This is a genomic window from Pseudomonas sp. FG86 (genome assembly GCF_057808775.1).
This window is the reverse complement of sequence record NZ_JBMDIS010000131.1, coordinates 1-12,098: the sequence shown is the minus strand read 5'-3', so window position 1 is coordinate 12,098 and position 12,098 is coordinate 1. Positions and strand designations below refer to the sequence as shown.

The following is a 12,098-nucleotide window of genomic DNA, read 5'->3' as shown; positions in this document are numbered from 1 at the left end:
TGGTTTTGGGGCCGCTTCGCGCCCCAACGCGGGGCAAGCCCGCTCGCCACAACAAACCCGATCACCACAGCAAGCCCGACCACCACAACAAGCCCGCTCGCCACAACCTGATAATCTGCCCCGAACCTTTCTATCCGAGTTTGCGATGCACAGGCCCAACCGCCACACACTCTTCCCCTTCCTGAGCTGGCTGCCGCGTCAAACCCGAGCCAGCGTCGGTCGGGACGCGATGGTCGGGCTCAGCGGCGCCGTCCTCGCCTTGCCGCAGTCGATTGCCTACGCCCTCATTGCCGGTCTTCCCGCCGAATATGGCCTGTACGCCGCAATTATCCCGGTACTGATCGCCTGCCTCTGGGGCTCGTCCTGGCACTTGATCTGTGGCCCTACGGCGGCGATTTCCATTGTGCTGTACGCCAGCGTCAGCCCCTTGGCCGTGCCCGGGTCTCAGGACTACATCACCCTGATCCTGTTGCTGACATTCCTGGCCGGGCTGTTCCAGTGGTTGCTGGGCATGCTGCGCTTTGGCGCGCTGGTGAACTTCGTCTCGCATTCGGTGGTGCTGGGTTTCACCCTGGGCGCCGCCGTGGTGATTGCCCTGGGGCAGTTGCCTAATCTGCTGGGCCTGGATTTGCCGAGCCAGGCCACGGCAATCAATAGCCTGCTCGCACTGATCCACCATAGCGGCGAATGGGACCACGCATCGCTCGCCCTCGGGCTCGGCACTTTGCTGGTGGGCGCGTTGCTCAAATACCTTGTGCCTCGCTGGCCAACGCTGCTGATCGCGCTGGCCTTGGGCAGCCTGGCGGCGTGGCTGTGGCCGGGGATGTTCGGGCATGTGGCGCGGGTCAGCGCGTTCATCGGCAAACTGCCGCCGTTCAGCCCGTTGCCGCTGGATCCGGACATGATCCTGCGCCTGCTGCCCAGCGCCGTTGCGGTGGGCATGCTGGGGCTGGTGACCAGCCTGTCGATTGCCCGTTCGCTGTCAGCTCGCTCGCAACAACTGCTCGATGCCAACCAGGAAGTTCGTGCGCAGGGTTTATCCAATATCGTTGGTGGATTTTTCTCCGGGTATTTGTCAGCCGGTTCCTTCACCCGCTCTGGCCTCAGCTATGAGGCGGGCGCCTGTTCGCCGTTGGCAGGGGTGTTTTCCGCCTTATGGGTGGCCTTGTTTGCGCTGTTCGGCGCCGCACTGATCGCGCATATTCCGATCCCAAGCATGGCCGCCAGCATCTTGCTGATTTCCTGGGGCCTGGTGGATCGTCGGGGTATTCGCGCGTTGTTCCGCGTGAGCCGGGCAGAATTCGTAGTGATGAGCCTGACCTGCGTCGCCACCTTGCTTCTGGAGTTACAAACGGCGATTTATGCGGGGGTGTTGGCGTCGTTGTTTTTCTACCTCAAGCGCACGTCCCAGCCACGGGTTCAACAATGGCGTGACGGGGACGAAGATGTGTTGCGCGTCGGCGGGTCGATTTTCTTTGGCGCCAGCCATTACCTGCAAGTGCGCTTGCAAAGCTTGCAGGGTGTACGGGTAGTGATCGAGGCGCAGCAGATCAACTTTATCGACTATTCCGGGGTGGAGATGCTGCACCAGGAGGCGCGTCGTTTAAGAGGGCTGGGGCGTAGCCTGACACTGCGCCGCGCCAGGCCGCAGGTGGTGGAGGAGTTGAAAAAACTGGAAGGGGCCGACCAATGCCCCATCCATTTCGAAGACTGAATACGGTTAAACAGGTGGGAGGGGCTTACCTCCCACAGTTTGTTGAGTGTCAGGCCAACTGGCGGCGCAACTCGGCCAACACCGGCGCCGAATCCGGCCGCACACCACGCCACAGGAAGAATGCTTCCGCCGCCTGCTCCACCAACATGCCCAGGCCATCCATCGCCACTGCCGCGCCCTGTTCGGTGGCCCAGTGGCAGAACGCGGTCGGTTCCTTGGCGTACATCATGTCGTAGCAAAACGTCTTGCCCGGCTCGATCAAACTACTGGCAATCGGCGGTACATCGCCTGACAGGCTGGCGGACGTGGCATTGATGATCACGTCCACCGGCTCACGCAGCCAATCGAAACCACTGGCAGACACCGGGCCCAGGTCGTCGAACAATTCGGCGAGCATTTCAGCTTTTTCCACCGTGCGGTTGGCGATGATCAATGAGGCAGGTCGCTCGGCCAGCAATGGCTCCAATGCGCCACGTACCGCACCACCGGCGCCGAGCAACAGGATGCGTTTACCTTGCAGGCTCAACCCGGCGTTGACCGTCAGGTCGCGCACCAGGCCGGCGCCATCCGTGTTATCGCCCAGCAAGCTGCCATCGGCCAGCTTGCTCAAGGTGTTCACCGCGCCGGCACGCTCGGCGCGCTCGGTCAGGGTGTCGGCCAGGCGGTAGGCGTCCTCCTTGAACGGTACGGTGACGTTGGCACCACGGCCATGCTGGAAAAACTCACGGGCACAACCGATGAAATCCTCCAGCGGCGCGAGCAAGCTGCTGTAGTCCAGTTGCTCGCCGGTCTGCTCGGCGAACATGCGGTGAATCAACGGCGACTTGCTGTGGCCGATGGGGTTGCCAAACACCACATAACGATCCATCAAACCGCCGCCTTAGGCGTAGCAACGCCGAGCCAGTCGCGGTCTTGCAGGAAGTAATCGGTAAGGCGCGCTTCTTCGCTGCCGGCCTCGGCTTTCCAGTCGTAGCTCCAGCGCACTTGCGGCGGCAGCGACATGAGGATCGATTCGGTACGCCCGCCCGATTGCAGGCCGAACAGGGTGCCGCGGTCGTAGACCAGGTTGAACTCCACGTAGCGGCCACGGCGGAATTCCTGGAATTCACGTTGTTGCGCGGTATAAGCCATGGCTTTGCGACGTTGCACAATGGGCAGGTACGCATCGATGTAGGCGTCGCCGATGGCGCGGATAAAAGCGAAGCAGGTGTCGAAGTCCCATTCGTTCAAGTCATCGAAGAACAGGCCGCCAATGCCGCGCGGTTCGTTGCGATGCTTGATATGGAAGTAGGTGTCACACCAGGCTTTGTAGCGTGAATACACATCCGGGCCAAACGGCGCACAGGCCTGCTCGGCGACGCGGTGCCAGTGGATGCAATCTTCTTCGTTGCCGTAGTAGGGCGTGAGGTCAAAACCGCCACCAAACCACCACACCGGTTCTTCGCCTTCTTTTTCGGCGATGAAGAAACGCACGTTGGCATGGGAAGTCGGCACATGAGGGTTGTGCGGGTGGATCACCAGCGATACGCCCAGGGCCTCAAAACCGCGACCGGCCAGCTCGGGGCGGTGCGCGCTGGCGGACGGTGGCAGGCCGCTGCCAAACACGTGGGAAAAATTGACGCCGCCTTTTTCGATCACCGAACCGTTTTCGATCACACGGGTGCGACCGCCGCCGCCGGCTGGCCGGGTCCAGGCGTCTTCGATAAAACGAGTGTCCGCCTCGAAGGTTTCCAGGGCGCTGCAAATGCGGTCTTGCAGGTCAAGCAGGTAGGCTTTTACAGCCTCGGTGCGGGTAGTCATGGCATCACCTTGAATCGGGCAAAGCTACGCGAGGCCATGCGGCGTCGGCGGCAAATGGGCGCACAGGATACCACTGCACCTGCATACCACTGCACTTAGGTGCGTCGCTGTTGACGAAGATCAAGCTTAGGAGTCCGATAGGGGGCTACGCGATTTCGACCTCAGGAGAAGTGCAGATGGCCAAAAGAATCCAGTTCAGCGCCCACGGCGGCCCCGAAGTACTTGAATATGTGGACTACACACCGGCCGAGCCAGGGCCGCAGCAGGTTCGAGTGCTTAACAAAGCCATTGGCCTGAACTTCATCGACACTTACTACCGCAGCGGGTTGTATGCGCCGCCGGCCCTGCCATCGGGACTGGGTGCGGAAGGCGCGGGTATCGTCGATGCGGTGGGCAGTGAGGTCACCCAATTCAAGGTCGGTGACCGCGTGGCCTACGGCAGTGGCCCACTCGGCGCCTACAGCGAATTGCACGTGCTGCCCGCCGCCAACCTGGTGCACCTGCCGGACGACATCAGCTTCGAACAGGCCGCCGGCGCCATGCTCAAAGGCCTGACCGTGCAGTATCTGCTGCGCCAGACCTATGAGTTGAAGGGGGGCGAAACCATCCTGTTCCACGCCGCTGCCGGTGGCGTGGGTTCCCTGGCGTGCCAATGGGCCAAGGCCCTGGGTGTGAAGCTGATCGGTACCGTCAGCTCGCCGGAGAAAGCCGCACTGGCCAAATCCCTGGGCGCCTGGGAGACCATCGACTACAGCAAGGAAAACGTCGCACAACGCGTGCTGGAATTGACCGACGGCAAAAAGGTGCCCGTGGTGTACGACGGCGTCGGCAAGGACACATGGCTGACCTCATTGGACAGCGTGGCGCCACGCGGTCTGGTGGTGAGCTTTGGCAATGCCTCGGGCGCGGTGGATGGGGTGAACCTGGGGATACTCGCAGCCAAAGGCTCGCTGTACGTGACGCGGCCAACCCTGGCGACCTACGCCAACAATCCGGCGAACCTGCAGGTGATGGCGGATGATCTGTTTTCGATGATCAAGAGCGGCAAGGTGCGCATTGATATCAACCAGCGCTTCCCGCTGGCGGAGGCGGCGAAGGCCCAGACCGAGTTGTCGGCGCGGCGCACCACGGGGTCGACCATTCTGTTGCCTTGAGGGCCTCTTCGAGGGCGAGCCCTCTCCCACATTTGAACCCTGTCCATCATGACAACACGGTCAAATGTGGGAGGGGGCTTGCTCCCGATGGCCGCGACGAGGTCTCAAGAAGGCCGCACCACCTCACCGGTCGCCAAATCGCGAATCAGGCTGGGGTTCTTGCGCCCACCCAGGGCGCCCCCCAATACCAGGTCGACCTGGCCACGGAAATACTGCTCCACCCGGATCCGCGTACGCGCCGCCGGGCGCCCTTGGGGGTTGGCCGAGGTCGAGATCAGCGGGCCCACCAGCGCGCACAAATCCCGCACCAACGGATGATCGCTGACCCGCAACGCCACGGTGTCATGCACACCCGTGACCCACTCCGGCAGCAAATCCTGGTGGGGTACCAGCCAGGTATTCGGCCCCGGCCAGGTGCTGGCCATGCGGTCGATCCATTCCTGCGGGAAATCTTCGAAGAGAAAATCGAACTGGCGGATAGTGTCCGCCACCAGGATCAGGCCCTTGTCCACCGAACGGTTCTTGATCGCCAGCAGTCGGTCCACTGCGTCTTCGTTCCACGGATCACAGCCCAGGCCCCAGACCGCCTCGGTTGGATAGGCAATCACCGCGCCTGCGCGAATTTCTCGTGCGGCTTCCAGCACACGCCACCTGTTGACCATTGCTCACTCTCCGGACTAAAGCTCTGCGCAGTTTACCGATCTTCGTTACAAAACCTAGCAGCGCGCGAGCCAGCGCCCACTTTCACAGATCACCTGACCTTCCAGCTCCAGCTCGGTCAGGGTAGCCAGTAGCTGGGGCAAGGGGCGCCCGCTGGCAATCGCCAAGGCTTCGCTGGTGTGGGGCGCCGCATGCAGCAACGCCACCAGCGGATGAGTGACCGGCATCGGCGCGGGGCGCGACAACGCCTGCCAGCCGCGCAAACCTTCGAGGATGTGCTCGATGGTTTCCACCAGCACCGCGCCATCGCGGATCAACTGGTGACACCCCTTGGCCCCGGGATGGTGAATGGAGCCCGGGATCGCATACACCTCGCGCCCTTGTTCGGCCGCCAGCCGTGCAGTGATCAGCGAACCGCTGGCCATGCTGGCTTCCACCACCAGCACACCGAGGGACAGGCCGCTGATAATGCGGTTGCGCCGAGGGAAATTACCGGCCTGGGGCGCGGCATCGAGTGGAAACTCGGAAACCACGGCACTGCCCTGGGCAATCATCGCCGCCGCGAGCCGTCGGTGGCGCTGTGGATAAAAGTTTTCGAGCCCGGTGCCCAGCACGCCAATTGTCTGCCCACCAACATCCAATGCCGCTTGATGCGCCGCACCGTCAATGCCCAGGGCCAGGCCACTGGTGATGACAAAACCGGCGCTCGCCAGGCTGCGGGAAAAGGCGGCGGCAGTGTCCATTCCAGGGCGCGAAGCGCGGCGGCTGCCGACCACGGCCAGCTGTGGTTTTTCCAGGATAAAAGGGTCGCCAGCAACGAATAACAGCGGCGGTGCATCGTCGATCTCGGCAAGCAGGGCGGGGTACTCAGGTTGGTCCCACATCAGCAAATGCTGGGCCGGGTGCCCCAGCCACGCCAATGCCGCACTGGCACCATCGCGGACTTCGTGGCTCCGCCGGGCATCGCCACTGATGGCCGGCAACCCCAGGGAACGCCAGGCACTGGCGGGCGCGCTGAGCGCCTTCGAGGCGCAGCCGAATGCCTCGATCAATAGGCGAAAACGCTTTGGACCCAGTTCCGGCAGCCTGTGCAAGCGCAGTCGCGCTTCCAGTTCGGACGGGGAAATTTCACTGCGGTTTATCGGAAACATCGGATCATCCTTGACCGGAACAAGCTGTGGATAACTCTGTTGGTAACTTATTTAGCAGGCTATTTATTGCGTTTGACGGGCAGTCTCGAAACGGTCCATCACAGCCAATGAACGCGAAGCGCTGAGGACCAAGCCATAACTGAGCTTTTCATAGGTGCGAAACACCAGCAGGGTGCCGGCGCGCTCATCGGGAAGTGTCACGGATGCGCCCGTCAGGACGTCGCGTACGCTGGCACCGGCTTTGATCACCGTTAGCAGATGGCCTTCGACCAGACCATCGCGGCGGCCTCTGTTCAAGGTCACGGCGTCCAGCACGCCAATCTGGCTCACGCCCTTGGGAATATCGATGATTTGCCCCTGGATAAAGGGCGTCGCCGTTGGCGTCTCCAGGTTGGCCAGTTCAACGGGTGGCTGGTTGCGCAGCAGGCGGTCGCCGGGGCGCACTTCCTGGGTCACCCGTTGCACAGCCAGGGTGGTGAGATCGCCGGCCATCATGAAGCGTGCGGTGCCGATATCGTCGGCATTGATACCCAGCCATTCCTGGGTTTGGGGGTCGGTGTAGACCTTGCCCCGGCGAAAGATCCCATAGCTGGGCTGGGTCGGATCCAGGTCGCCCCTGGCATGCACGCGCTCGCCACTGGCGCCCAACACTCGTCCCGCGTCTGCCGCGACAATGTACGGCGCGTTGTCCAGGTCCTGGGGCGAATCGAGAATACGGTTATGTAACAAAAAACGCTGGATGGCCTGTTGCGTGGCGGGGTCCAGGCGCTGGCCGGACGGTGGCAGCAAGGCCATTGCGAAGGGGGCCCACAGCAGTAAGACGAGTAGCGATTTCCTCATGGGGTGAATCTCCTTTATTATGTGCGTTCGCGTGAAATGCCTTGGCCTTCGCGGCTTTCGAACGTTTCACACCGGCTGCCTGGGTCCATCCCGACGCCGATTTGCCTCTACCTCACATGTGCAGCAATTACGCTTATGGCTATTTTGAACATCCTCGAATTCCCCGACTCGCGCCTGCGCACAATCGCCAAACCGGTGGCCGTAGTGGACGACAAGGTTCGTCAGTTGGTCGATGACATGTTTGAAACAATGTATGAAGCCCCGGGCATTGGCCTCGCCGCCACCCAGGTCAATGTGCATCAGCGTGTCGTGGTCATGGACCTGTCGGAAGATCGCAGCGAACCACGGGTGTTCATCAACCCCGAATTCGAGCCGCTGACCGACGAGATGGGCGAATACCAGGAAGGCTGCCTGTCGGTGCCGGAGTTCTATGAGAACGTCGAGCGCCCGCTGCGCGTGAAGATCAAGGCCCTGGACCGCGACGGCAACCCCTACGAGCTGGTCGCCGAAGGCCTCCTCGCGGTGTGCATCCAGCATGAATGCGACCACCTCAACGGCAAACTGTTTGTCGATTACCTGTCCACGCTCAAACGTGACCGGATCAAGAAAAAGCTGGAAAAAAAGCATCGCCAGCAAGCTTGATGCCCTTCTTCCAAAGGCTTGCTGCGGCAAGCCTTTTTCTTTTGTGACTGCTTTTAACCGAGAACGCCCATGACCGAGCCACTGCGCATTGTTTTTGCCGGTACCCCTGAATTCGCCGCCGAACACCTCAAGGCGCTGCTCGCCAGCCCTTATGACATCGTCGCGGTGTACACCCAGCCGGATCGCCCGGCCGGGCGCGGGCAAAAACTGATGCCGAGCCCGGTCAAGCAATTGGCGCTCGAGCACAACATCCCCGTGCTGCAACCGCCAACCCTGCGTAACGCCGATGCCCAGGCCGAACTGGCCGCGCTGAAACCGGACCTGCTGGTGGTGGTGGCCTATGGCTTGATCTTGCCGCAGGTGGTGCTGGATATCCCGCGTCTCGGTTGCATCAATAGCCATGCCTCGCTGCTGCCACGCTGGCGCGGCGCCGCGCCGATCCAGCGCGCCGTGGAAGCAGGCGACAGCGAGAGCGGCGTGACCGTCATGCGCATGGAGGCGGGTTTGGACACCGGCCCGATGCTGCTCAAAGTCACCACCCCGATCACGGCCGCAGACACGGGTGGCAGCCTGCACGACCGCCTCGCCGAGATGGGCCCGCCCGCCGTGATCCAGGCCATTGCCGGTCTCGCTGCCGGAACCCTGCAGGGTGAGGTACAGGACGACAGCCTGGCCACCTACGCCCACAAGCTGAACAAGGACGAAGCCCGCATCGACTGGAACCGCCCGGCTGTAGAGCTGGAGCGCCTGGTGCGTGCGTTCAATCCGTGGCCGATCTGCCACAGCACACTCAATGGCGAAGCCTTGAAAGTCCTGGCCGCCACCCTGGCCAACGGCAAAGGCGCCCCCGGTGAAATCATCGGCGCCAGCAAAGAGGGCTTGTTGGTCGCCTGCGGTGAGCAGGCGCTGTGCCTGACCCGTCTGCAATTGCCGGGTGGCAAGGCGCTTAATTTCAGCGATTTGTACAACAGTCGCCGTGAGAAATTTTCCCTGGGCACGATCCTCGGGGCGGTAGCCCAATGAACCCGCGTCTGGCCGCCGCCAAGGCCTTGGCCGCCGTGCTCAACGGCAAGGCTTCGCTGAACAGTTCGCTGCCCACCCAGCTGGATAAGGTCGAAGACCGTGATCGCGGTTTCACCCAGGACCTGGCCTTTGGCACCGCGCGCTGGCAGCCACGCTTGTCGGCGCTGGCGGCCAAGCTGCTGCAAAAGCCCTTCAAGGCGGCCGATGCCGATGTGGAGGCGCTGCTGTTGGTGGGCCTCTATCAGTTGCTCTATACCCGCGTGCCGGCCCACGCAGCCATCGGTGAAACCGTTGGTTGCGCCGACAAACTGAAAAAACCCTGGGCCAAGGCCCTGCTCAACGCCGTACTGCGCCGCGCCCAACGCGAAAGCGAAGCGCTGCTGGCCGAGCTGGAGCATGACCCGGTGGTGCGCACCGCACACCCGCGCTGGCTACAGAAATCCCTGAAAGCCTTCTGGCCTGAGCAATGGGAAGCCATCTGCGCGGCCAACAATGCGCACCCGCCGATGATCCTGCGGGTCAACCGTCGCCATCACAGCCGTGATGCGTATCTGCAATTGCTGACGAACGCAGGCATCAACGCCACGCCATGCGTGTACAGCACCGACGGCATTGTGCTGGAAGCGGCCACCGACGTGCGCAGCCTGCCGGGTTTCGCCGAAGGCTGGATCAGCGTTCAGGACGAAGCCGCGCAACTGGCCGCCGACCTGCTCGACCTGGCTCCCGGCCAACGCGTGCTGGACGCCTGCTGTGCTCCAGGCGGTAAGACATGTCACATCCTCGAAGTTGAAAAGGACCTGGCCGGTGTAGTAGCTGTCGATCTTGAAGCCAAGCGCCTGGTGCGCGTACGCGAAAACCTCGCACGCCTGGGGCTCAGCGCCGAGCTGATCGCCGCCGACGGCCGCGACACCGCCACCTGGTGGGACGGCAAACCGTTCCAGCGCATCCTGCTCGACGCGCCGTGTTCCGCCACCGGTGTGATCCGCCGCCATCCGGACATCAAGCTCACCCGTCAACCCGACGACATCGCCGCCCTGGCCGTGCTGCAAGGCGAACTGCTCGACGCCCTGTGGCCGACCCTGGAGGTCGGCGGCATCCTGCTCTACGCCACCTGCTCTACGGTGCCCACCGAAAACACCGAGGTCATCGAGGCCTTCCTTGCGCGCACCAGCGGTGCGCGCGAACTGGACCTCGCCACGAGCGCCGGCATCAAGCAGCCCCATGGCCGCCAACTGCTTGCACAGCAAGGCGGACACGATGGCTTCTACTACGCCAAACTGATCAAGATTGCCGCCGCACGCGGCTGAATGGGTTTAAGGGAGTGACCGGATGAAAATCATCATCCTCGGGGCAGGGCAGGTCGGTGGCACGCTGGCCGAACATTTGGCCAGCGAAGCCAACGACATCACCGTGGTCGACACCGATGCCGAGCGCCTGCGTAACCTGGGCGACCGCCTGGATATTCGTACTGTGCAGGGCCGTGCATCGTTTCCTACGGTGCTGCGTCAGGCGGGTGCCGACGATGCCGACATGCTGGTCGCCGTCACCAACAGCGACGAGACCAATATGGTCGCCTGCCAGGTCGCCCACACCCTGTTCCATACCCCGACCAAGATCGCCCGTGTTCGCGAAGCTGCGTACCTGACCCGCGCCGGCCTGTTCGACAATGATGCGATCCCGGTGGACGTGTTGATCAGCCCCGAACAAGTGGTGACTCACTACATCAAGCGCCTGATCGAAATTCCTGGCGCCTTGCAGGTCATCGACTTCGCCGACGGCAAGGCGCAACTGGTCGCGGTGAAGGCTTACTACGGTGGCCCGCTGGTGGGCCAGCAACTGCGCCAGCTGCGCGAACACATGCCGAATGTGGAAACCCGCGTGGCGGCGATTTTCCGCCGTGACCGGCCGATCCTGCCCCAAGGCGATACGGTGATCGAAGCCGATGACGAAGTTTTCTTCATCGCCGCCAAAGCCAATATTCGTGCGGTGATGAGCGAAATGCGTCGGCTCGACGAGACGTATAAACGCATCGTCATCGCCGGTGGCGGGCAGATCGGCGAGCGCTTGGCCGAGGCGATCGAGAGCCGCTACCAGGTAAAAATCATCGAGATGAGCCCGGCACGCTGCCGGCATTTGTCCGACACCCTCGACAGCACCGTGGTCCTGCAAGGCAGCGCCTCGGACCGCGACCTGTTGATGGAAGAAAACATTGCCGACGCCGATATCTTCCTGGCCCTGACCAACGATGATGAAGCCAACATCATGTCTTCACTGCTGGCCAAAAGGCTGGGGGCCAAGAAGGTGATGACCATCATCAACAACCCGGCCTACGTCGACCTGATCCAGGGCGGCGATATCGACATCGCTATCAGCCCGCAGCTGGCCACTATCGGCACCTTGCTTGCCCATGTGCGCCGTGGCGATATCGTCAGCGTGCACTCCCTGCGCCGAGGCGCCGCGGAAGCCATCGAGGCGATTGCCCACGGTGATTCGAAGTCGAGCAAGGTGATTGGCAAAGCCATTCGTGATATCGGCCTGCCACCGGGCACGACCATTGGCGCGATCATTCGGGATGAAGAAGTGATCATCGCCCACGACGACACGATGATCGCCACCGGGGACCATGTGATCCTGTTCCTGGTGGATAAGAAACATATCCGCGATGTGGAGAAGCTGTTCCACGTGGGGTTGAGCTTTTTCTGATTAACCGGAGTGACCGACATGCTCGAATCCCTGGAAAAAATGCTCGCCAAGGGTGTGGATAACGCGCTGCTGCGCTTTGGGCTGGGCAAGGGCTATCTGGACTTGAAGGACAACGCCAAGGCGGCGGAGCATTTGCACAAGTGTGTCGAGTTCGATCCGAAGTATTCAGCGGCGTGGAAGCTGCTGGGCAAGTCTTACGCCGGATTGGGCAATCATCCGGCTGCACGACAGGCCTGGGAGAAGGGCATTGAAGCGGCACAGGCCCATGGCGACAAACAGGCCGAAAAAGAGATGACGGTATTCCTGAAAAAACTCGACCGCCAGGCTTGAGCGGAACTCAAATGTGGGAGGGGGCTTGCCCCCGATAGCAGGGTGTCAGCCAATGCAAATTTGGCTGAACCGCCGCTATCG

12 protein-coding genes are annotated in these 12,098 nt (G+C 62.2%); 7 read left to right on the top strand and 5 right to left on the bottom strand.

The window, feature by feature from the left end:
- Positions 1–145: 145 nt before the first annotated feature.
- Positions 146–1,714, top strand: a complete 1,569-nt coding sequence (locus ACODSV_RS34430; RefSeq protein ID WP_024072577.1) for a SulP family inorganic anion transporter — start codon at positions 146–148, stop codon at positions 1,712–1,714.
- A gap of 49 nt (positions 1,715–1,763) precedes the next feature.
- On the opposite strand, the gene aroE is transcribed toward ACODSV_RS34430, so the two are convergent.
- Positions 1,764–2,582 carry a shikimate dehydrogenase gene (aroE, locus tag ACODSV_RS34425; RefSeq protein ID WP_150095527.1) on the bottom strand — a complete coding sequence of 273 codons (819 nt, stop codon included), beginning with the start codon at positions 2,580–2,582 and terminating at the stop codon, positions 1,764–1,766.
- On the bottom strand, positions 2,582–3,514 hold the full coding sequence (gene hemF, locus ACODSV_RS34420; protein ID WP_024072575.1) for an oxygen-dependent coproporphyrinogen oxidase: 933 nt from the start codon (positions 3,512–3,514) through the stop codon (positions 2,582–2,584). Before hemF ends, aroE begins: the two co-directional genes overlap by 1 nt.
- 176 nt (positions 3,515–3,690) lie before the next feature.
- On the opposite strand from hemF, the gene ACODSV_RS34415 reads away from it, so the two are divergent.
- On the top strand, positions 3,691–4,668 hold the full coding sequence (locus ACODSV_RS34415) for an NADPH:quinone reductase (RefSeq protein WP_024072574.1): 978 nt from the start codon (positions 3,691–3,693) through the stop codon (positions 4,666–4,668).
- 104 nt (positions 4,669–4,772) lie between these two features.
- On the opposite strand, the gene tsaC is transcribed toward ACODSV_RS34415, so the two are convergent.
- From tsaC to ACODSV_RS34400, 3 genes are all read right to left on the bottom strand, one after another.
- A complete protein-coding gene (tsaC, locus tag ACODSV_RS34410; RefSeq protein ID WP_024072573.1) occupies positions 4,773–5,330 on the bottom strand; it encodes an L-threonylcarbamoyladenylate synthase type 1 TsaC in 558 nt (185 codons plus the stop codon).
- A 54-nt stretch (positions 5,331–5,384) separates the two neighbouring features.
- The gene (gene dprA / locus ACODSV_RS34405) at positions 5,385–6,479 is read right to left on the bottom strand and encodes a DNA-processing protein DprA (RefSeq protein WP_150055404.1); all 1,095 of its coding nucleotides are present in this window, start codon (positions 6,477–6,479) and stop codon (positions 5,385–5,387) included.
- A 63-nt stretch (positions 6,480–6,542) separates the two neighbouring features.
- Positions 6,543–7,319 (bottom strand): hypothetical protein, encoded by a 777-nt coding sequence (locus ACODSV_RS34400; RefSeq protein WP_024072571.1) that lies wholly within the window; start codon positions 7,317–7,319, stop codon positions 6,543–6,545.
- A 135-nt stretch (positions 7,320–7,454) separates the two neighbouring features.
- Here ACODSV_RS34400 and def point away from each other — a divergent pair, with 135 nt between their 5' ends.
- From def to ACODSV_RS34375, 5 genes are all read left to right on the top strand, one after another.
- Positions 7,455–7,961: a peptide deformylase gene (gene def / locus ACODSV_RS34395; protein ID WP_024072570.1), complete on the top strand. Its 507-nt coding sequence runs from the start codon at positions 7,455–7,457 to the stop codon at positions 7,959–7,961.
- A 69-nt stretch (positions 7,962–8,030) separates the two neighbouring features.
- On the top strand, positions 8,031–8,984 hold the full coding sequence (gene fmt, locus ACODSV_RS34390) for a methionyl-tRNA formyltransferase (protein WP_102623671.1): 954 nt from the start codon (positions 8,031–8,033) through the stop codon (positions 8,982–8,984).
- On the top strand, positions 8,981–10,291 hold the full coding sequence (gene rsmB, locus ACODSV_RS34385) for a 16S rRNA (cytosine(967)-C(5))-methyltransferase RsmB (protein ID WP_150055406.1): 1,311 nt from the start codon (positions 8,981–8,983) through the stop codon (positions 10,289–10,291). The genes fmt and rsmB overlap by 4 nt, the downstream gene beginning before the upstream one ends.
- A 22-nt stretch (positions 10,292–10,313) precedes the next feature.
- Positions 10,314–11,687: a Trk system potassium transporter TrkA gene (trkA, locus tag ACODSV_RS34380; RefSeq protein ID WP_024072567.1), complete on the top strand. Its 1,374-nt coding sequence runs from the start codon at positions 10,314–10,316 to the stop codon at positions 11,685–11,687.
- Positions 11,688–11,705: 18 nt separating this feature from the next.
- Positions 11,706–12,017 carry a tetratricopeptide repeat protein gene (locus ACODSV_RS34375; protein WP_150055407.1) on the top strand — a complete coding sequence of 104 codons (312 nt, stop codon included), beginning with the start codon at positions 11,706–11,708 and terminating at the stop codon, positions 12,015–12,017.
- Positions 12,018–12,098 lie beyond the last annotated feature (81 nt).

Bases quoted from the DNA above. Each gene is read 5' to 3' on its own strand.
- trkA (WP_024072567.1), top strand. From the start codon at position 10,314: ATGAAAATCATCATCCTCGGGGCAGGGCAGGTCGGTGGCACGCTGGCC.
- hemF (WP_024072575.1), bottom strand. From the start codon at position 3,514: ATGACTACCCGCACCGAGGCTGTAAAAGCCTACCTGCTTGACCTGCAA.
- rsmB (WP_150055406.1), top strand. From the start codon at position 8,981: ATGAACCCGCGTCTGGCCGCCGCCAAGGCCTTGGCCGCCGTGCTCAAC.
- ACODSV_RS34415 (WP_024072574.1), top strand. From the start codon at position 3,691: ATGGCCAAAAGAATCCAGTTCAGCGCCCACGGCGGCCCCGAAGTACTT.
- aroE (WP_150095527.1), bottom strand. From the start codon at position 2,582: ATGGATCGTTATGTGGTGTTTGGCAACCCCATCGGCCACAGCAAGTCG.
- ACODSV_RS34375 (WP_150055407.1), top strand. From the start codon at position 11,706: ATGCTCGAATCCCTGGAAAAAATGCTCGCCAAGGGTGTGGATAACGCG.
- def (WP_024072570.1), top strand. From the start codon at position 7,455: ATGGCTATTTTGAACATCCTCGAATTCCCCGACTCGCGCCTGCGCACA.
- ACODSV_RS34430 (WP_024072577.1), top strand. From the start codon at position 146: ATGCACAGGCCCAACCGCCACACACTCTTCCCCTTCCTGAGCTGGCTG.
- ACODSV_RS34400 (WP_024072571.1), bottom strand. From the start codon at position 7,319: ATGAGGAAATCGCTACTCGTCTTACTGCTGTGGGCCCCCTTCGCAATG.
- tsaC (WP_024072573.1), bottom strand. From the start codon at position 5,330: ATGGTCAACAGGTGGCGTGTGCTGGAAGCCGCACGAGAAATTCGCGCA.
- fmt (WP_102623671.1), top strand. From the start codon at position 8,031: ATGACCGAGCCACTGCGCATTGTTTTTGCCGGTACCCCTGAATTCGCC.
- dprA (WP_150055404.1), bottom strand. From the start codon at position 6,479: ATGTTTCCGATAAACCGCAGTGAAATTTCCCCGTCCGAACTGGAAGCG.